This window comes from Streptomyces vilmorinianum (assembly GCF_005517195.1).
GTDB classification, from domain to species: Bacteria; Actinomycetota; Actinomycetes; order Streptomycetales; family Streptomycetaceae; genus Streptomyces; species Streptomyces vilmorinianum.
On record NZ_CP040244.1, the window covers coordinates 1234035 to 1254546 of the forward strand.

The following is a 20512-nucleotide window of genomic DNA, read 5'->3' on the forward strand; positions in this document are numbered from 1 at the left end:
CCCACCCTCTCCTACGGGTCGTCGCGAACGCGCCCGGCCTCCCCCGGTCCCGGGGGAGGCCGGGCGCGTTCGCACTGCGACGATCAGGCCGAGAGGCCCAACTCGCGGGCGATCAGCATCCGCTGGACCTCGCTCGTGCCCTCGCCGATCTCCAGGATCTTCGAGTCGCGCCACATGCGGGCGACCGGGTACTCGTTCATGAACCCGTAGCCGCCGTGGATCTGCGTCGCCTCGCGGGCGTTGTCGACGGCCACCGTGGACGAGTAGAGCTTCGCCAGCGCCGCCTCCTTCTTGAACGGCTCGCCGAGCACCAGCCGGGAGGCCGCGTCGCGCCAGCCGATCCGGGCCATGTGCGCCCGCATCTCCATGTCCGCGATCTTGAACTGGATCGCCTGGTTGTCGCCGATCGGGCGGCCGAAGGCGTGACGTTCCTTCGCGTACTTCACCGACTCGTCGACACAGCCCTGCGCGAGGCCGGTCGCGAGCGCGGAGATCGCGATGCGGCCCTCGTCGAGGATCCGCAGGAACTGCGCGTACCCGCGGCCCTCCTCGCCGAGCAGGTTCGCGGCGGGCACGCGGACGTCGTCGAAGGAGAGCTCACGGGTGTCCGAGGCGTTCCAGCCGACCTTGGAGTAGGGCGCGGCCACCGTGAAGCCGGGGGTGCCGGAGGGGACGATGATCGAGGAGATCAGGGGCCGGCCGTCGGGCTTGCGGCCGGTGACGGCGGTGACCGTGACCAGACCCGTGATGTCCGTACCGGAGTTGGTGATGAAGCACTTCGACCCGTTGATGACCCACTCGTCGCCGTCGCGCACGGCGGTCGTACGGGTCCCGCCGGCGTCCGAGCCGGCGCCCGGCTCGGTCAGGCCGAAGGCGCCGAGGATCTCGCCCGAGCACATCCGGGGGAGCCACTCCCGCTTCTGCTCCTCGGTGCCGAAGCGGTAGACCGGCATCGCGCCGAGCGAGACGCCCGCCTCCAGGGTGATGGCGACGGAGGAGTCGACGCGGGCGAGCTCCTCGAGAGCGATGCCGAGGGCGAGGTAGTCGCCGCCCATCCCGCCGTACTCCTCCGGGAAGGGCAGACCGAACAGGCCCATGCGGCCCATCTCGCGGACGATCTCGTACGGGAACTCGTGGCGCTCGTAGTAGTCGCCGATCTTCGGGGCGACGACGTCGTGGGCGAACTCCTCCACGGTACGGCGGAGTTCCTCGTGCTCTTCGGAGAGCCGGTGGTCGAGGGACATGGTCAGGACTCCTTGTGAGAGTTCGCCGCGAGCGCGCGGACGGTACGGGAGGGGCTCGGGCGCCCCAGCTGTTCGGCCATCCACACGCTTGTGGCGGTGAGGGCGGCCAGGTCGACCCCGGTCTCGATGCCGAGGCCGTCGAGCATCCACACGAGGTCCTCGGTGGCGAGGTTGCCCGTGGCGCTCTTCGCGTACGGGCAGCCGCCGAGGCCGCCGGCCGAGGCGTCGACGGTGGTGACGCCGTGCTGCAGGGCGGCGAGGGTGTTGGAGAGGGCCTGGCCGTAGGTGTCGTGGAAGTGCACGGCGAGGCGGGAGGTGGGCACGCCGGCGCTGTTGAGCGCCGTGAGGAGCTTGTGGACGTGCCCGGGGGTGGCGACGCCGATGGTGTCGCCGAGGCTCAGCTCGTCGCAGCCCATGTCGGCGAGGGCCTTGGTGACGCGGACGACCTGCTCGACGGGGACGGCGCCCTCCCAGGGGTCGCCGAAGCACATCGAGAGATAGCCGCGGATGGTGAGGCCCTGCTCTATGGCACGCGTGACGACGGGCTCGAACATGGCGAGGGCCTCGTCGACGGTCCGGTTGAGGTTGGCCTTCGCGAAGGACTCCGTGGCGGAGGCGAAGACGGCGACCTCGCGGGCGCCGAGAGCGAGGGCCCGGTCGAGCCCCCGCTCGTTGGGCACGAGGACGGGCAGCCGCGCCGGGACGTCCTTCAGGAGCGGGAACAGCTCCTCGGCGTCGGCCAGCTGGGGCACCCACTTGGGGTGCACGAAGCTGGTGGCCTCGACGGTGGAGAGCCCGGCGCCGGCGAGCCGCCGGACGAACTCGGCCTTGACGGAGGTCGGGACGACGGTCTTCTCGTTCTGCAGCCCGTCGCGCGGCCCGACCTCATGGATCCGGACGCGGGCGGGAAGCCCGGGGGCGGGCACGTGCATGGGCAGGCCCGTGGTGCCCGTGGTGCCCGTGGTGCCCGTGGTGCCCGTGGTGCCCGTGGTCATGATTCCTCCCTCGGGGTCACCACGGCGAGGATCTGGTCCATGGCGACGGTGGAGCCGGGCGTGACGTCCAGCTCGGTGACGGTGCCGGCGTGCGGGGCGGAGATGACGTGCTCCATCTTCATGGCCTCGACGACGAGCAGACTCTGCCCGGCCTCGACCTCGTCCCCGACCGCCACCTTCACGACGGTGACGGTCCCGGGCATGGGCGCGGCGAGCGTGTCGGCACCCCCGTGCCGGGCGCCGGTGAGGGCGGCGGCGACGGGATCGTGATCGAGGACGTGCCAGGAGTCGCCGTCCCTGCCGAGCCAGGTCCCCTCCGGGGAGGGGGTGTACGTGAACCGGTGCGTGACGCCGTCGAGGTGAACGATGAGTTCCCCCACCCCTCCCCCTACGCCCTGGGGCGTGGGGGGACCCCCACTTCCCGAAACCCTGCCGGGGGCGACGGGGTTGCTGCCGAGCGCGGCAGCGAACGCCCCGGCTGCGCCGGGCGCGGGCGGCAGCTTCGCGCCGCCGGTGGCGACACCGCGCAGGTTGTCGTCGGCTGCCTCGGCTGTGCCTGGCGTCGGCGGCGTTTCCGCCGTCGCCCCGGGCGCGGGCGGCAGCTGCGCGTCGCCGAGCAGCAGCTCGGCGCTCTTGGTCGTGCCGCGGACGCGGCACAGCACCGGGTCGTGGCCCGGGATGCGGAAGTGGTGCGGGGTCCAGGCCGGTTGGCCGCCGAGGCGCCAGCCATTGGGGATGTCGAAGGGGTCGACCCAGCCCCCGGCGGAGCCGTGGCGTCCGCTGCCGACCTCGGCAGCACGCCTCTCGCCCCCGGCCGGGGCCGTCGGCGGGAACTGACGCAGCAGCGCCGCCGCCGCGTACACCTCCGGCGGGACCGAGCCGTCGACCAGGCTCTCCGCCTCGCGCTCCACCAAGCCCGTGTCCAGGTCGCCCGAGGCGACGTCCTCGTGGGCCAGCAGCCCGCGCAGGAAGCCCGCGTTCGTCGGGACGCCCAGGGTGACCGTGTCGGCCAGGGCCGCGCGGAGCTTGCGCAGGGCCGTCGGGCGGTCCGGCGCGTGGACGATGACCTTGGAGAGCATCGGGTCGTAGAGGCTGGAGACCTCCGTGCCCTGGGAGAGGCCCGAGTCGGTCCGTACCCCCTCGCCCTGCGGCTCGCCCAGCGCCAGGACCGTGCCGCCCGAGGGCAGGAAGCCACGCGACGGGTCCTCGGCGCAGATCCGGGCCTCGATCGCCCAGCCGTCGAGGCGGACGTCCGACTGGGCGAAGGACAGCTCCTCGCCCGCCGCCACCCGCAGCTGCCACTCCACCAGGTCGATGCCTGTGATCAGCTCCGTCACCGGGTGCTCCACCTGGAGCCGGGTGTTCATCTCCATGAAGTAGTACGAGGACGGATCGACGCCCGGGACGATGAACTCCACCGTCCCCGCGCCCACATAGCCGCAGGACCGCGCCGCCTCCACCGCCGCCGCGCCCATCTCCTCCCGGATCTCGGGAGTCAGCAGGACGCTCGGCGCCTCCTCGATGATCTTCTGGTGGCGTCGCTGCAGCGAGCACTCGCGCTCACCGAGGTGGACCACGTTCCCGTGCGAGTCGGCCAGCACCTGGATCTCGATGTGCCGCGGGCGGTCGATCCACCGCTCCACGAGCAGCGTGTCGTCGCCGAACGAGGACCGCGCCTCGCGCCGCGCCGCCGCGATCTCCTCGTCGAGCGCCGCGAGGTCCCGCACCAGGCGCATGCCCTTGCCGCCACCGCCCGCCGAGGGCTTCAGCAGCACGGGAGCGCCCAGCTCACGGGCCGCCGCCTCCAGTTCGGGGTCGGCCGCGCCCGGGACCACCGGGACGCCCGCCGCCTTCACCGTCTCCTTCGCCCGGATCTTGTCGCCCATGAGCGAGATCGCCGAGGCCGGGGGCCCGATGAAGACCAGGCCCGCCTGCGCGCACGCCCGCGCGAAGCCCGCGTTCTCGGCGAGGAAGCCGTACCCCGGGTGTACCGCCTGCGCGCCCGTCAGCCGGGCCGCGTCGAGAAGCGCCTCCACCGAGAGGTACGACTCGGAGGCCGGCGGCGGACCGATCCGTACCGCCGTGTCCGCCTCCCGTACATGACGGGCCTCGGCGTCCGCGTCGCTGTAGACCGCCACCGAGCGCACCCCCATCGCCCGCAGGGTGCGGATGACGCGGACGGCGATCTCGCCCCGGTTGGCCACAAGGACTGTGTCGAACATCGTCTGAGGTCCCCTCACATCCGGAAGACGCCGAACTGGGGGTCACCCAGCGGCGCGTTGGCGCAGGCCGTCAGGGCGAGGCCCACCACCTGACGGGTGTCCATCGGGTCGATGACCCCGTCGTCCCAGAGCCGGGCCGTCGCGTAGTAGGCGTTGCCCTGGGTCTCGTACTGCGCGCGGATCGGGGCCTTGAAGTCCTCTTCCTCCTCCGCGCTCCACGCGTCGCCGAGCTGGTCCCGCTTGACCGTCGCGAGGACGGACGCGGCCTGCTCGCCGCCCATGACGGAGATCTTGGCGTTGGGCCACATCCACAGGAAGCGGGGGGAGTACGCCCGGCCGCACATCGAGTAGTTGCCCGCGCCGTACGAGCCGCCGACGACCACGGTCAGCTTCGGCACGCGCGTGCACGCCACCGCCGTCACCATCTTGGCGCCGTGCTTGGCGATGCCGCCCGCCTCGTAGTCCTTGCCGACCATGAAGCCGGAGATGTTCTGCAGGAACAGCAGCGGGATGCCGCGCTGGTCGCACAGCTCGATGAAGTGCGCGCCCTTCTGGGCGGACTCGGAGAACAGGATGCCGTTGTTGGCGACGATCCCGACCGGGTGCCCGTGGATCCGGGCGAAGCCGGTGACCAGCGTCTGCCCGTACTCCGCCTTGAACTCCTGGAAGCGCGAGCCGTCGGTGATCCGCGCGATCACCTCCCGTACGTCGTACGGGGTACGGGAGTCCACCGGCACCGCGCCGTACAGACCCGCCGGGTCGACCTTCGGCTCCTCGACCGGCTCGACCGACCAGGGCAGCGGGCCGCGCTCGGGGAGCGTCGCGACGATGTTCCGGACGATCCGCAGCGCGTGGGCGTCGTCCTCGGCGAGATGGTCGGTGACCCCGGACGTACGGGAGTGGACCTCGCCGCCGCCCAGCTCCTCGGCCGTCACGACCTCGCCGGTCGCGGCCTTCACCAGCGGCGGGCCACCGAGGAAGATCGTGCCCTGGTTCCGTACGATCACGGCCTCGTCGCTCATCGCCGGGACGTACGCGCCACCGGCCGTGCACGAGCCGAGGACCGCCGCGATCTGCGGGATGCCGGCGCCGGACATCCGGGCCTGGTTGTAGAAGATCCGGCCGAAGTGCTCGCGGTCCGGGAAGACCTCGTCCTGCATCGGCAGGAACGCGCCGCCGGAGTCCACGAGGTAGAGGCAGGGGAGACGATTCTCCAGCGCCACCTCCTGGGCCCGCAGGTGCTTCTTCACCGTCATCGGGTAGTACGTGCCGCCCTTGACGGTCGCGTCGTTGGCGACGATCACGACCTCGCGGCCCGAGACCCGGCCGATGCCCGCGATGACGCCGGCGGCCGGTGCCTGGTCGCCGTACATGCCGTTCGCGGCGAGCGGGGCGAGCTCCAGGAACGGCGATCCCGGGTCCAGAAGTGTGTCCACGCGGTCCCGCGGCAGCAGCTTGCCGCGCGCGGTGTGCCGGGCGCGGGACTTGTCGCCGCCGCCGAGCGCGGCCGCGGCGAGCTTGGCGCGCAGGGTCGCGGCCAGCTCTTCGTGGGCCGCCTCATTGGCCTGCCAGGCCGGCGACGCGGGGTCCGCCGCGCTCGTCAGCGCAGGTGCCTGCTGCATCCCTCGAGCTCCCTTGCTCGGTTAATGAGCGTTAACGTATGTCCTTCAGGTTAACGACCGCTAACCGCATTGTCTAGAATCGGTCCCATGACCACCACCGCCAGGACCGACGCCCCCACGCGACGCGAGCAGATCCTCAAGGAGGCGGCCCGCCTCTTCGCCGAGCGCGGGTTCCACGGCGTGGGCGTCGACGAGATAGGAGCCGCGGTCGGCATCAGCGGTCCCGGGCTCTACCGGCACTTCGCGGGCAAGGACGCGATGCTGGCCGAGCTGCTCGTCGGGATCAGCGAGCGGCTCCTGGACGGCGGGCGGCTGCGGGTGGGCGAGGGGGAGGACGACCCGCGGGCGCTGCTCGGCTCGCTCATCGACGGCCACATCGACTTCGCCCTCGACGACCGGCCGCTGATCACCCTGCACGACCGTGAGCTGGACCGGCTCAAGGACGAGGACCGCAAGCGGGTCCGGCAGCTGCAGCGGCAGTACGTGGAGCTGTGGGTGGCGGTGGTACGGGAGCTGTACCCGGTGGCCTCCGAGAGCGAGGCGCGGGCGGCGGTGCACGCGGTGTTCGGGCTGCTGAACTCGACGCCGCACCTCGCCGCCCTGGGGCGGTCGGCGATGGAGGAGCTGCTGAGGCGCCTGGCGCACGGGGCGTTCGGGGCTTTGGCGACCGAGTAGGACGCCACGCGGTCCCAGCGGCCGGAACGATTGCCCACAACAGGGTCTGGTCCCGCAGAATGAGGCTCATGCCGATACTCAGTCGTCCCGCCCTCGTCGAGCACCTTGTACGGACCCGGATCGCAGGCGATGTCGCCACCCCGCGCGACAACAACCTCTCCCACTACCGCAAGCTCGCCAACGGCGACCGGCACTACTGGCTCGGCCTGGAGCTCGGCGACCGGTGGACCGACGAGCAGGACGTGCTCGCCGTCATGGCCGAGCGGTGCGGGGTGAACGACGATCCCGCCCACCGCGCGGGGCAGGACACCATCGACCCCGAGCTGACCGTCGACGCCCTCGACCGGATGGCCGCCCGGCTGCGCAAGGCCGCCGCCGGCCGGGAGCGGGTGCTGTTCGCGACCGGGCACCCCGGCGCGCTGATCGACGTCCACAGCCGGGTCGCCGCCGGGCTGCGGGCCAAGGGCTGCGACATCGTACGGATCCCCGGCGGGCTCATCGCCGACGAGGGGTACGTCGTCCAGTTCGCGGACGTCGCCGTCTTCGAGCGGGGCGCCAGCCTCTGGCACACCCATTCGCCCGAGCCCATGAACGCGATCCTGGACGCGCTCGGCGAGGACGGGCGGCCGGACCTCGTGGTCGCGGACCACGGCTGGGCGGGCCGCGCGGCCCAGCGCGGGATCGACTCCGTCGGCTACGCCGACTGCAACGACCCGGCCCTCTTCATCGGCGAGGCGGAGGGGACCCTGCAGGTCGCCGTCCCGCTCGACGACCACGTCGTGGACCCGCGCTTCTACGAGCCGATGACGGCGTACCTGCTCGACGCGGCCGGCCTGCTGGACTAGAGCCCCGCTGGACTGGAGCCCTGCTGGACTGGAGCCCTGCTGGACTGGAGCCTTGCCGGACTGGAGCCTTGCCGGACTGGAGCCTTGCCGGACTGGAGCCCTGCTGGGCTAGAGCCTGCCCTGCAGGAAGCGGGTGACGGTGTCCGCGTACTCCTGCGGATGCGTGACGTGGGGGATGTGCCCGGCCCCCTCGAAGGTGTGCCGCCGCACCTGGGGCAGCGCCTCCGTCAGCCGCTCGAGGATGGTCGAGAACCACGCCGGGCTCGTGGTGCCGCCGCACAGCAGGACCGGGGCGGTGCAGGCGGAGAGCGCGTCCAGGTCGAGCTCGGCCCCTCCGGGGTCGTCCTCTTCCTCCAGCCAGGTCTGGGCGTGGGTCACGAACGTCTCGCGGATCTGTTCGGGGAGCTGGTCCCACATGCCGGGCCCCAGGGCGATCTCCTCCACGAACAGCCGCGCCCCCGGCTCGTTCTCCCCCTTGCGGAGGTGGTCGATGACGGCGTCGGTCGACGTCAGCATCGGCTGCAGCTCCGCCAGCGTGTCGTGGTCGTCGGCCACGACCCCGACCAGGGGCGGCTCGTGGACCACGACACCGCGGAACAGTTCGGGGCGGCGCGCGGCGAGGCCCAGCGTGATGGCGGCGCCGAAGGAGTTGGCGGCGACGTACGCGGAGCCGCCCCCGAGCTGTTCGATCAGCGCGGCGAGGTCGTCCTCGTCCTGCCGCCGGGTGCCCTGGCCCGGCGCGTCCGTGCTCTGCCCGTGGCCGCGGCGGTCGTAGCGGATCGCCTGGAAGGACGCCTTGATGTCGGCGTCGACGGCGGGCTGCCAGCTCCTGTGGTCGTTCCACGAGCCGTGGACGAGGATCAGGGGTTCGCCCTCGCCCGTGACCTCGTAGAACAGATCGACTCCGTTGGCGCTCAGCTGTGGCATGCGGCGTTCCTACCAGGGCCGCGCGGCGCCGTGTCCGCCACCGCGCCGCGCCGCCTCACCGCTTCACCCGCGCGGGACGCGGACCACACCCTCCTGGATGACGGAGATCGCCAGCTTGCCGTCCTGGGTGTAGATCCGGGCCTGTCCGAGCCCGCGCCCGCCCGACGCGGACGGCGACTCCTGGTCGTACAGCAGCCACTCGTCGGCCCGGAACGGCCGGTGGAACCACATCGCGTGGTCCAGCGAGGCCCCGACGACGTCCCCGACGGCCCAGCCGCCCCGCCCGTGGGCGAGGAGCACCGAGTCGAGCAGGGTCATGTCGGAGACGTACGTGGCCAGGCAGACGTGCAGCAGCGGATCGTCGGCCAGCTTGCCGTTCGTACGGAACCAGACCTGCGAGCGCGGCTCGCGCGGCTCCCCGACGGAGCCCCACGGGGGCACGTCGGCGTACCGCAGGTCCACCGCCGCCCGCGCCTCGATCAGCCGCTGGGCCACGTGCTCCGGGAGGTGGCGCGGCAGCATCTCGGCGGCCGTCGGCAGTGACTCCGGGTCCGGCGCGGCCGGCATCTCGTCCTGGTGCTCCAGCCCTTCCTCGTACGTCTGGAAGGACGCGGAGAGGTGGAAGATCGGCTGCCCGTGCTGGACGGCGACGACCCGGCGGGTGGTGAAGGAGCGGCCGTCGCGGATGCGGTCGACCGTGTAGACGATCGGCGCGCCCGGGTCCCCGGCGCGCAGGAAGTACGCGTGCAGGGAGTGGGCGAGCCGGTCCTCGGGGACGGTCCGGCCCGCCGCGACCAGCGCCTGGGCGGCCACCTGGCCGCCGAAGACGCGGGGGACGACGGCGGAACGGGACTGTCCCCGGAAGATGTCCCGCTCGATCCGCTCCAGGTCGAGCAGATCGAGCAGGGCATCCAGAGCGTCGTGCGCTTCGGGCACCGTGACTACAGGCCCATCGACTTGGCGATGATCGACTTCATGATCTCGCTGGTGCCGCCGTAGATGCGGTTGACGCGGTTGTCGGCGTACAGGCGGGCGATCGGGTACTCGTTCATGTAGCCGTAGCCGCCGTGCAGCTGGAGGCAGCGGTCGATGACGCGGTGCGCGACCTCGGTGCAGAAGAGCTTGGCGCTCGCGGCCTCGGCCGGGGTCAGCTCGCCGGCGTCCAGGGCCTCAAGGGCGCGGTCGGCGACCGCCTCGGCGGCGTCCACCTCGGCCTGGCAGGCGGCCAGCTCGAACTTGGTGTTCTGGAAGTGCGAGACGGGCTTGCCGAAGACCGTGCGGTCCGTGACGTACTGCTGCGCGAAGCGGACGGCGGCCTTGGCCTGCGCGTACGCGCCGAAGGCGATGCCCCAGCGCTCGGAGGCCAGGTTGTGGCCGAGGTAGTAGAAGCCCTTGCCCTCCTCGCCGAGCAGGTCCTCGACCGGCACCTTCACGTCGACGAACGCCAGCTCGGCGGTGTCGGAGGTGCGCAGGCCGAGCTTGTCCAGCTTGCGGCCGATGGAGTAGCCCTCGGACTTGGTGTCCACGGCGAAGAGGGAGATACCGAAGCGGCGGTCCTGCTCGCTCGGGGCGGAGGTACGGGCGCAGACGATCACGCGGTCGGCGTGGACGCCACCGGTGATGAAGGTCTTGGCGCCGTTGAGGACGTAGTGCGTGCCGTCCTCGGAGAGCTTGGCGGTGGTCTTCATGCCCGCGACGTCGGAGCCGGTGCCCGGCTCGGTCATCGCGAGCGCCCACATCTCCTCGCCGGTGACGAACTTCTCGAGGTAACGCTTCTTCTGCTCGTCGTTGGCGAGCATCTTGATGTAGGGGAGGGCGAGCAGCACGTGCACACCGGAGCCACCGAACTGCACGCCCGCGCGCGCGGTCTCCTCGTAGAGGACGGCCTCGAACTTGTGCGTGTCCAGGCCGGCGCCGCCGAACTCCTCGGGCACGTTGATGCCGAAGATGCCGAGCTCACCGAGCTTGTAGTAGAAGTCGCGCGGCGCCTGGCCCGCGGCGAACCACTCGTCGTAGACGGGGACGACCTCGGCCTCGATGAAGGCGCGGATGGTCTCCCGGAACGCCTCGTGGTCCTCGTTGAATACGGTACGGCGCACGAGCCGTCCTCCCTTGTCTAAGCGCTTGCTCAGCCTGCTTCCATCGAAGTTACCGGGCAGTCATCGGGCGTGTCCAGGGTCGGGAACGTCAGGCCCGTCACAGCGCGGACGTCGTCGGGGGCGGTCCGCTCAGCAGGCGAGCCCCTGAGAGCGCAGCCAGTCGCACTGTGTCTCGCCCGATGTCCTCCCCCCGTCGTACGCGCGAGGATCCCGGTAGCCGGGGCCGACGGGTTCGTGGTCCTCGTACACACCGTCCCCGTCCAGGTCTCCGCCGTACGGGTCGATCGTGCCGCCCGGGTTGCGGCAGTTCGGCCGGTCGGCGGGGTCGGCGGTGCAGACGCCTCCGCTTCCGGGGGACTGGCCGGGCGACCGGGGCTCCCGGGACTCCCGGGTCTCCTGGGTCTCCTGGGACTTCCGCTTGGCCTCTTCGCGCGCCGCCCGTTCCTTCGCCGCCTTCTCCGCTGCGGCGTGCTGGGCCATGGCCTGAGCCTGAAGGCTCTCCTCCAGCGGCCGGGTGTCGACGAGCAGCGAGATCTGAGGTCTCGGGCTGTCCTGCGCTCTGGGTGCGGGGGTGTCCGATCCGCAGGCCGTCAGGGACACGCAGAGGGCACAGGTGACAGCCGCGAGGAAGGCGACGGGAGATCGACGCACCGACTTCGGGGTGTCGCGTTCGATTCTCACGATGACTCCCACAGGCCGATCCAGGAGCTTGGGACACACGCTACGGGCGCTCTCCGTACCGGTCAAAGGGGTGAAAGTCCGGCGCCGGAAGGGTGGCTGAGCGAGCTCTCCCCCGTGTGACTCGCCTCCATCGAGCATGGTCGGCCGGCTTCCGCCGGAGTTCATCGCGAGCGCAGCGCGAGCCACAGCTCCATGCGTACGTCCGCGTCGTCGAGGTCCATGTCCAGGAGCGTCGCGCAGCGGGCGATGCGCTGGCGGACGGTGTTGCGGTGGATGTCCATGGCCACGGCCGTACGGTCCCAGCTGCCGTGCAGCGAGAGCCAGGTCCGCAGGGTCTCGGTGAGCGGTTCGGTGAGCGGTTCCAGGAGCGTGCGGGCGTACGCGGCGGCCTCCTCGCGGTCCATCAGCGCGCCGAACCCGGCGGGGCGGTGGCGGGCCAGCGGTGTCCGCGCGGCCTCCGCCCGGCGCAGCGCCCGCGCGGCCTGTGCGTCGGCGGCGGCGAGGTCCCGGGCGTCGACGGGGGAACTGACCCCGAGCGTCCACCCCTGCTGCGCCGTGACCGGGGAGCCGGCGGGCACCAGGAGCCGGACGCCGCCCGCCTCCGGCGTCCCGCCCGCGTCCACCAAGGGGGTGCCGAGCGCCGCCGCCAGGCTCACCGCCGCGAAGGGGGTGCCGTCACCGCCACGGGCGTGGACCACCGTCCACGGGCCGGGGCCCAGGGTGGACGCCGCCTCGGCCGGGGGAGCGCCGAGGAGCAGACGGACCAGGGCCGCGTCCCGCGCCGACACGTCGGCGCCCCGGTGCGGGGCGGTCAGGAGGGAGAGCAGCACGACCGCCACCCCGGCGATCGTGTGGTCCGCCGACTCCCGCCGCTCGGCCGCCACGCCCAGCGCCAGCCCCTCGCCGCCGCCCAGCGCGTACGCCGCCAGCCGCATCCCGCCGCCGTCGCCGCTCGCGGACGCCGGGCCGCCGGGACGCCGGCCCACCACCGCCGCCAGGTCCCGCAGCGCCGCCTCCGCCTCCGCCCCGACCTCCCGGCCCGCCGCCGCGTACGCCGTACCGTCCGCCGCGTACAGCACCGCGCGCCCCCCGAGCCGGGAGGCCAGCGCGCCGAGCACCGCCGGCACCGGCGCGGGCCGCGCGGCCGCCGTCGCCAGCGACTGCTGCGCCTCGGTCACCCGCCGCAGCTCGCGGTGGCGGGCCTCCGCCATCAGCCGCCACACCGCGCGGGCCACCGCCGTGAACGGCGTCCGCGGCGGCACTTCGAGGAGCGGCAGCCCCTGGCGCGCACAGGCCGAGACGAGCTCCGCCGGGACCGTGTCGTACACCGGCGTCACACCGAACCCGAGCGCCGCCGCCCCCGCCTCCACCACCCGTTCGACATAGCGCGCCGGATCGGTGAGCTGGACGCCCGCCGTCATCAGCAGCTCGCCGCCGAGCAGATACGGATACGGGTCGGCCATCTCGGAGGTGTGCACCCAGTGGATGGCCGTGTCCTCCGGCCCGGCGAGCAGCCGCAGGCCCAGGTCCCGGCGGCCGAGCAGCGCGGCCAGGGAGACGGGCGGGGCGGGTGGGGTGGGTGGGGCTGGTGGGGTGGATGTCGGTTCCTGTGCGTCCTGTGGGGACATGTCCGTGGACCCTTCGTACATCCCGTGCATGAGCAGTGGAGGAAACGTACACTTCAACGTTGTCCACCGGCCACCTACTGTCGTGACAACCGATCCACCTCAGGAGGACCCCGACCATGAGCAGCAGCGACCAGAACACCCCCCGCGGCCCGATCGACTCCTCCCGCATCCCGCGGTACGCCGGTCCCGCGACGTTCGCCCGGCTGCCGCGACTCGACGAGGTCGGCACCGCCGACATCGCCGTGGTCGGCGTCCCCTTCGACAGCGGCGTCTCCTACCGCCCCGGCGCCCGCTTCGGCGGCAACGCGATCCGCGAGGCCTCCCGCCTCCTGCGCCCGTACAACCCGGCGCAGGACGCCTCCCCGTTCGCCCTCGCGCAGGTCGCCGACGCCGGTGACATCGCCGCCAACCCGTTCAACATCAACGAGGCCGTCGAGACCGTCGAGGCCGCCGCCGACGAGCTCCTCGCCACCGGCGCGCGGATGATGACCCTGGGCGGCGACCACACCATCGCGCTGCCGCTGCTGCGCTCGGTCGCCAAGAAGCACGGCCCGGTCGCGCTGCTCCACTTCGACGCGCACCTGGACACCTGGGACACGTACTTCGGCGCCGAGTACACCCACGGCACCCCGTTCCGCCGGGCCGTCGAGGAGGGCATCCTCGACACCGAGGCGCTCTCCCACGTCGGCACCCGCGGCCCGCTGTACGGCAAGCAGGACCTCACCGACGACGAGAAGATGGGCTTCGGCATCGTCACCTCGGCCGACATCTACCGCCGCGGCGCCGACGAGGTCGCCGACCAGCTGCGCCAGCGCATCGGCGACCGCCCGCTGTACATCTCCATCGACATCGACTGCCTCGACCCGGCCCACGCGCCCGGCACCGGCACCCCGGAGGCGGGCGGCATGACCTCCCGCGAGCTCCTGGAGATCCTGCGCGGCCTGTCGTCCTGCAACCTGGTCTCCGCCGACGTCGTCGAGGTCGCCCCGGCCTACGACCACGCCGAGATCACCGCGGTCGCCGCCTCGCACACGGCGTACGAGCTGACGACGATCATGTCCCGCCAGATCGCGGCGGGGCGCGCCTCCGGCACGAAGTAGGACCTGGCGCGCGGGCCCGCCGCGCCCCGCCCAGCTCCCTCCGCCCCGCCGGGGCGGCCTCTGCCGGGGCGGCCCGGCGGCCCGGCGGCGCGCGCCGCGGCGGTCCACGGCGGCGGCCGGCTCCACGGCCTGCGGCCGGTCCAGCAGCCGTGACCGGCCGTGACCGGCCTGCGCGCCGCACGCCGGGCCCCGCGTGCGACACCGAGCCGGCCGCGCGCGACACTCGTCGCTGTCGGGTGGTGGGCATTCGCGCCGCTGGGGCGGCACGGGTGGGCACAACCCGACCACCGGGCCGCACCCGACCCACACGCCACGCCCAAGGGGACCCGTCCATGACCCACGACCACGACCTGGTGCTCCGCCCCACGGAGGCGCAGACCGCCGCCGCCCTCAACCCGCCCCCCGGGCGGAACGGCGGCGACCTCGTCGTCGAGACCCTCTCCGGGCTCGGCGCGACCACGGTCTTCGGGCTGCCCGGCCAGCACGCCCTCGGCATGTTCGACGCGCTGCGCCGCTCCTCGCTGACGTACGTTGGACTGCGCGTCGAGAACAACGCGGGCTTCGCGGCCGACGCCTACGGCCGGATGACGGGCGAGGCGGCCCCGCTGCTGCTCTCCACCGGCCCCGGCGCGCTGATGTCGCTCGCCGCGCTCCAGGAGGCGGCGGCGGCCTCCGCACCCGTCCTCGCGATCGGCAGCCAGATCCCGGTGGCCGGCCTCGGCGGCGGCCGCCACGGCTACCTGCACGAACTCCGCGACCAGCAGGCGTCCTTCCGGGACATCGTGAAGTCCGTGCACACCGTCCGTACCCCGTCGCAGATCCCCTCCGCCATCGCCGCGGCCTGGGAGTCGGCGCTCACCGCGCCGCACGGACCGGTGTGGGTGGAGATCCCGCAGGATGTGCTCATGGCCGAGACGACGATCCCCGTCGTCACGGCGATGGACGCGACCCCGGAGGACATCGCCCCGCGCCCCGAGCTGACGGCCCTCGCCGCGCACCTCCTCGCCAACGCCGAGCGCCCCGCGATCATCGCGGGCGGCGGAGTCGTCCGCTCCGACGCCTCCGGCAAGCTGCGCGCGCTCGCCGAGCGGGTCGGCGCGGCCGTGGTCACCACCTTCGGCGGCAAGGGCGCCTTCCCCTGGGAGCACCCGCTCTCGCTGCAGTCCTGGCTGGAGGACCGGCACACCACCGCCTTCCTGGAGGACGCGGACGTCCTTCTGGTCGTCGGCTCCGGGCTCGGCGAACTGTCCTCGAACTACCACACGTTCGCCCCGCGCGGCCGGGTGATCCAGATCGAGGCGGACGCGGGCAAGCTGGAGTCCAACCACCCCGCCCTCGGCATCCACGCGGACGCGCGCCTCGCGCTGTCGGCGCTCCTGGAGACGGTCCCGGTACGCGAGGACGCCGGCGCCCCCGAGCGGGTGCGGGCGGTCCTGGCCAAGGTGCGCGACCGTATCGCCGCCCAGGACCTCGGCCTGGAGCAGCGGATCGTGGCCTCGGTCCGCGAGGCGCTCCCGGACACGTCCCCCAGCTTCTGGGACATGACGATCCTCGCCTACTGGGCGTGGTCGGCCTTCGACGCCCGCCACCCCAACACCATGCACTCCGCCCAGGGCGCGGGCGGCCTCGGCTACGCCTTCCCCGCCGCCCTCGGCGCGACGGTGGCCGACCCGACCCGCCCGGTCCTCGCGGTCTCGGGCGACGGCGGCGCGATGTACTCGATCGCGGAGCTGGCGACGGCGAAGCAGTACGGCTCCGACGTCACGTGGCTCATCGTCGACGACGGCGGCTACGGGATCCTGCGCGAGTACATGACGGACGCCTTCGGCGAGACCACGGGCACCGAACTCGCCCGCCCCGACTTCGTCGCCCTGGCGGAGTCCTTCGGCGTCCCGGGGGTCCGTACGACCCCGGAGTCCCTGTCGGCCGACCTGGCGAAGGCCCTGGCGACCCCGGGACCGTCGGTGGTGGTGCTCCCGGCGCTGCTGAGGATGTTCGAGCCGACGCACCTCTGACGTGACTGTGCGTGGTTTGGGTGATCCTTGTACGTACTCCCAAGTAGGCATATTCTGTTGGCAAGTGCGTGATTTAACCCATCCGTACGGTCCTCGCCGGTTACGTACGGTAATCGGCGCAGCGCATGTTCCCTATGAGGTGAAGCCTCATGCGTCGTCACTCAGCATTTCTTCTGCCCGCGGGCGTGGCCATCGCCCTCGTGGGCTTCCTGGCCCCCTCGGCCGAAGCCGTCAGCCCGCACTTCGTCGGCACGCCGAGTGTCACCACCTCCGGTAGTAGCCTGACGGTCAAGGGCAAGGAAGCCGGCCTCGGAAACCAGCAGCTGGTCGACATCACGGTCACCGCCGACGCCCAGTGCGTCAACAAGGGCGGCAACAAGCCGGCGGCCGAGAACAAGCAGGCCTTCGGCGGGGGCGGACAGTTCCCCGTCCAGAACGGCAAGGCCAACTTCTCCGTGACGGTCACGGCTGACTTCCAGCCGAAGTGCAGCCCGCCGATGACCCTGGTCTGGAGCAATGTCGTCGTCACCGACACCGGTAACGGCATCTTCGTGACCCTGCCCGGTCCCTTCTGATTCGATCCCGTTCGATCTCGGGGGATGAAATCCCAGCCCAGCCGCGTTGGTGCCTTCCGGTAGAGCAGGACGAACGGGAGGCGCCTCGTGGCGGCGGTGGGGCAGAAACAGCAGGATCCTGAGCAGAAACAGCAGGGCTGGGCGCGCAGGCTGTCCGGTTACGCGTGGCGGTACCGGACGAACGTGGTGCTCGCGCTCGGGTCCTCCCTGGCCGGTATGGCCGTCATGGCCCTCGTGCCGCTCATCACCAAGGTGATCATCGACGACGTGATCGGCAAGGGCACCCGGTCCCTCGCCGTCTGGACCGGCCTCCTCATCGCGTCGGCCGTCGTCGTCTACGCCCTCACCTATGTCCGCCGCTACTACGGCGGCCGCCTCGCCCTCGACGTCCAGCACGATCTCCGTACCGAGATGTACGGCACCATCACCCGGCTCGACGGGCGGCGGCAGGACGAGCTGTCCACCGGGCAGGTCGTCGGGCGGGCGACGAGCGACCTCCAGCTCATCCAGGGCCTGCTCTTCATGCTCCCGATGACGATCGGGAACATCCTGCTCTTCGGGATCTCGCTCGGCGTGATGGCGGCGCTCTCCCTCCCGCTCACCCTCGTCGCCCTCGCCGTCGCCCCCGCCCTCTGGTTCATCGCCAAGCGCAGCCGCACCCGCCTCCACCCCGCCACCTGGTACGCCCAGGCGCAGGCCGCCGCCGTCGCCGGGGTCGTCGACGGGTCCGTCACCGGCGTCCGCGTCGTCAAGGGCTTCGGTCAGGAGGAGCAGGAGACCGGCAAGATCCGCGAGGCCAGCCGCAAGCTCTTCGCCGGCCGCCTGCGCACCATCCGGCTCAACTCGCGGTACACCCCCGCCCTGCAGGCCGTCCCCGCCCTCGGCCAGGTCGCCGTCCTGGCGCTCGGCGGCTGGCTCGCCACGCGCGGGCAGATCACCCTGGGCACCTTCGTCGCGTTCTCCGCCTACCTCGCCTCGCTCGTCGGCCCCGTCCGCATGCTCGCCATGGTCCTCACCGTCGGCCAGCAGGCCCGCGCCGGCGTCGAGCGCGTCCTGGAGCTCATCGACACCGAGCCGGTGATCAAGGACGGTACGAAGGAGCTGCCGGCCGACGCCGAGGCCACCGTCGAGTTCGACGACGTGAGCTTCGCGTACGAGGGCGCCTCCGGCACGACACGACCCGTCCTGGACGGCTTCTCCCTGGAGATCCGCTCCGGCGAGACCGTCGCCGTCGTCGGCGCCTCCGGCTCCGGCAAGTCCACCGTCTCGCTTCTCCTGCCCCGCTTCTACGACGTCACCCACGGCGCCGTCCTCGTCGGCGGCCACGACGTCCGCGAACTGACCCTCGACTCGCTGCGCGCCGCCATCGGGCTGGTCCCCGAGGACAGCTTCCTGTTCTCCGACACCGTCCGCGCCAACATCGCGTACGGGCACCCGGACGCCACCCAGGAGCAGATCGAGACCGCCGCGCGCGCCGCCCAGGCGGACCGTTTCATCGCCGAGCTCCCCGACGGCTACGACACCAAGGTCGGCGAGCACGGCCTCACCCTCTCCGGCGGCCAGCGCCAGCGCATCGCGCTCGCCCGCGCCATCCTCACCGACCCCAGGCTGCTCCTCCTCGACGACGCCACCTCCGCCGTCGACGCACGCGTGGAGCACGAGATCCACGAGGCCCTGGCCTCCGTGATGGCCGGCCGTACGACCCTCCTCATCGCCCACCGCCGCTCCACCCTCGGCCTCGCCGACCGGATCGCCGTCCTCGACGACGGCCGGCTCTCCGACATCGGCACACACGAGGAGCTTCAGGAGCGCTCCGCCCTCTACCGGCAGCTCCTCACCGACCCCGACGAGCTGGGCGGGGTCTCGCCCGGCCACACCGTGACGGTCGCCGACGACGAGGTGCCCGAGGACCGCACCCTGCGCGCCGAACTCGACGCCGAGTTCGACGCCGAGCGCGGCATCACCCCCACCCTGTGGGTACGGGAGGAGGACGAGGCCGCCGCGGACACCTCGGCCGCCGGGGCCACCCCCGAACTCCTCGCCGCCGTCGAGGCGCTCCCGCCCGCCACCGACACCCCCGACATCGACGAGGCGCGGGCCGTCACGCCCGAGAAGTCCTACGGACTGCGCCGGCTGCTGCGCGGCTTCGGCATCCCGCTGCTCATCAGCCTCGGCCTCGTCGCCGTCGACGCCGGCATGGGCCTGCTGCTGCCGATCCTGATCCGGCACGGCATCGACGACGGCGTCAACAAGCTCGCCGTGGGCGCCGTCTGGGCCGCCTCCGCCCTCGCCCTGCTGACCGTCTTCGTGCAGTGGGTCGCCCAGACCGCCGAGACCCGGATGACCGGCCGCACCGGCGAGCGGGTCCTCTACGCCCTGCGGCTGAAGATCTTCGCCCAGCTCCAGCGGCTCGGACTCGACTACTACGAGCGCGAGCTCACCGGCCGGATCATGACCCGGATGACCACGGACGTGGACGCCCTGTCCACGTTCCTCCAGACCGGCCTGGTCACCGCGTTCGTCTCCGTCGTGACCTTCTTCGGGATCATGGTCGCGCTGCTCGTGCTCGACCTCCAGCTCGCCCTGGTCGTCTTCGCGACGCTCCCGGTCCTCGCCCTCGCCACGTACTTCTTCCGCCGCTCCAGCGTGAAGGCGTACGAGCTGGCGCGTGAGCGGATCAGTGTCGTCAACGCCGACCTCCAGGAGTCGGTCTCCGGGCTCCGCATCGTGCAGGCCTTCCGCCGCGAGCGCTCGGGCGCCGCGCGGTTCGCGGCACGCAGCGACGAGTACCGCGAGGCCCGCGTCCGCGGACAGTGGCTGATCTCGATCTACTTCCCGTTCGTCACGCTCCTGTCGTCCGTGGCCGCCGCGGCCGTCATGATCGTCGGCGCGAACCGCATCGAGGCGGGCACGCTGACGACGGGCGCCCTGGTCGCCTACCTCCTCTACATCGACCTGTTCTTCGCCCCCGTGCAGCAGCTCTCGCAGGTCTTCGACGGCTACCAGCAGGCCACCGTCTCGCTGAGGCGGATGCAGGAACTGCTCCAGGAGCCGACGTCGACGGCCACCGCCGACAAGCCCCTGGAGGTCCGCTCGCTGCGCGGCGACATCGCTTTCGAGGACGTGTCCTTCGCGTACGGGGCCGCCGACGGGGAGGAGGAGGCCCTGACCGGCATCGACCTGCGCATCCCCGCCGGGCAGACCGTCGCCTTCGTCGGCGAGACCGGCGCCGGAAAGTCCACCCTGGTCAAGCTGGTGGCCCGGTTCTACGACCCGACCGCCGGCCGGGTCACGGCCGACGGCACGGACCTCAGGGACCTGGACCTCACCGCGTACCGCCACCGGCTCGGGGTCGTGCCCCAGGAGGCGTACCTCTTCGCGGGGACGGTCCGCGACGCCATCGCGTACGGGCGCCCCGAGGCGACCGACGCCGAGGTGGAGGCCGCGGCCCGCGCGGTCGGTGCGCACGACATGATCGCGACCCTGGACGGCGGCTACCTCCACGAGGTCGCCGAGCGCGGCCGCAACCTCTCCGCCGGCCAGCGCCAGCTGATCGCGCTGGCCCGCGCCGAGCTCGTCGACCCGGACGTCCTGCTCCTCGACGAGGCCACGGCCGCGCTCGACCTCGCCACCGAGGCCCAGGTCAACCAGGCCACCGACCGCCTCGCCGGCCGCCGCACCACCCTCGTCGTGGCCCACCGCCTCACCACGGCCGCCCGCGCGGACCGCGTGATCCTGATGGCCCACGGCCGGGTCGCGGAGGACGGCACACACGACGAACTGCTGGCACGGGGCGGCCCGTACGCGGAGCTGTGGCGGACCTTCATCGGCGAGGAGGAGCCGGAACGGGTGTGAGTACCCGGCTCCGGCGGACGGAGTCCGGC

General features: G+C 72.5%; 15 protein-coding genes. 6 read left to right on the forward strand and 9 right to left on the reverse strand.

Features of this window, described 5'->3' with window-relative positions:
- Nucleotides 1-83: 83 nt before the first annotated feature.
- Genes FDM97_RS05890 through FDM97_RS05905 form a run of 4 tightly spaced genes read right to left on the reverse strand, consistent with a single transcriptional unit; the run spans nt 84 to nt 6083 of the window.
- Entirely contained in the window at nt 84-1244 is a 1161-nt protein-coding gene (locus tag FDM97_RS05890) for an acyl-CoA dehydrogenase family protein (protein ID WP_137989195.1), read from the reverse strand.
- A 2-nt stretch (nt 1245-1246) separates the two neighbouring features.
- A complete protein-coding gene (locus FDM97_RS05895; protein ID WP_137989196.1) occupies nt 1247-2239 on the reverse strand; it encodes a hydroxymethylglutaryl-CoA lyase in 993 nt (330 codons plus the stop codon).
- The gene (locus FDM97_RS05900; protein WP_137989197.1) at nt 2236-4461 is read right to left on the reverse strand and encodes an ATP-binding protein; all 2226 of its coding nucleotides are present in this window, start codon (nt 4459-4461) and stop codon (nt 2236-2238) included. The genes FDM97_RS05895 and FDM97_RS05900 overlap by 4 nt, the downstream gene beginning before the upstream one ends.
- A 14-nt stretch (nt 4462-4475) precedes the next feature.
- Nucleotides 4476-6083, reverse strand: a complete 1608-nt coding sequence (locus FDM97_RS05905) for a carboxyl transferase domain-containing protein (protein WP_137989198.1) — start codon at nt 6081-6083, stop codon at nt 4476-4478.
- An 87-nt stretch (nt 6084-6170) separates the two neighbouring features.
- Between FDM97_RS05905 and FDM97_RS05910 the strand changes: the two genes are divergently transcribed.
- Complete coding sequence (locus FDM97_RS05910) at nt 6171-6758, forward strand: SACE_7040 family transcriptional regulator (RefSeq protein ID WP_137989199.1); 588 nt, start codon at nt 6171-6173, stop codon at nt 6756-6758.
- A 68-nt stretch (nt 6759-6826) separates the two neighbouring features.
- Nucleotides 6827-7603, forward strand: coding sequence for a phosphatase (locus FDM97_RS05915; RefSeq protein ID WP_137989200.1), 777 nt, complete (start codon nt 6827-6829; stop codon nt 7601-7603).
- 108 nt (nt 7604-7711) lie between these two features.
- On the opposite strand, the gene FDM97_RS05920 is transcribed toward FDM97_RS05915, so the two are convergent.
- From FDM97_RS05920 to FDM97_RS05940, 5 genes are all read right to left on the reverse strand, one after another.
- Nucleotides 7712-8530 (reverse strand): alpha/beta fold hydrolase, encoded by an 819-nt coding sequence (locus tag FDM97_RS05920; RefSeq protein ID WP_137989201.1) that lies wholly within the window; start codon nt 8528-8530, stop codon nt 7712-7714.
- Nucleotides 8531-8593: 63 nt separating this feature from the next.
- Nucleotides 8594-9466, reverse strand: coding sequence for an acyl-CoA thioesterase II (tesB, locus tag FDM97_RS05925; protein WP_137989202.1), 873 nt, complete (start codon nt 9464-9466; stop codon nt 8594-8596).
- A 5-nt stretch (nt 9467-9471) separates the two neighbouring features.
- A complete protein-coding gene (locus FDM97_RS05930) occupies nt 9472-10629 on the reverse strand; it encodes an acyl-CoA dehydrogenase family protein (protein ID WP_137989203.1) in 1158 nt (385 codons plus the stop codon).
- Nucleotides 10630-10758: 129 nt separating this feature from the next.
- The gene (locus tag FDM97_RS05935) at nt 10759-11310 is read right to left on the reverse strand and encodes a hypothetical protein (RefSeq protein WP_137989204.1); all 552 of its coding nucleotides are present in this window, start codon (nt 11308-11310) and stop codon (nt 10759-10761) included.
- Nucleotides 11311-11471: 161 nt separating this feature from the next.
- Entirely contained in the window at nt 11472-12938 is a 1467-nt protein-coding gene (locus tag FDM97_RS05940; RefSeq protein WP_254705517.1) for a PucR family transcriptional regulator, read from the reverse strand.
- Between the two features lie 116 nt (nt 12939-13054).
- Here FDM97_RS05940 and speB point away from each other — a divergent pair, with 116 nt between their 5' ends.
- The 4 genes from speB (at nt 13055) to FDM97_RS05960 (ending at nt 20483) form a co-directional block, all read left to right on the forward strand.
- A complete protein-coding gene (gene speB, locus FDM97_RS05945; RefSeq protein ID WP_137989205.1) occupies nt 13055-14038 on the forward strand; it encodes an agmatinase in 984 nt (327 codons plus the stop codon).
- Between the two features lie 332 nt (nt 14039-14370).
- On the forward strand, nt 14371-16053 hold the full coding sequence (locus FDM97_RS05950) for a thiamine pyrophosphate-binding protein (RefSeq protein WP_137989206.1): 1683 nt from the start codon (nt 14371-14373) through the stop codon (nt 16051-16053).
- A 149-nt stretch (nt 16054-16202) separates the two neighbouring features.
- Entirely contained in the window at nt 16203-16628 is a 426-nt protein-coding gene (locus tag FDM97_RS05955) for a hypothetical protein (RefSeq protein ID WP_137989207.1), read from the forward strand.
- A 96-nt stretch (nt 16629-16724) separates the two neighbouring features.
- Nucleotides 16725-20483: an ABC transporter ATP-binding protein gene (locus tag FDM97_RS05960; RefSeq protein ID WP_137989208.1), complete on the forward strand. Its 3759-nt coding sequence runs from the start codon at nt 16725-16727 to the stop codon at nt 20481-20483.
- Nucleotides 20484-20512: the final 29 nt, after the last annotated feature.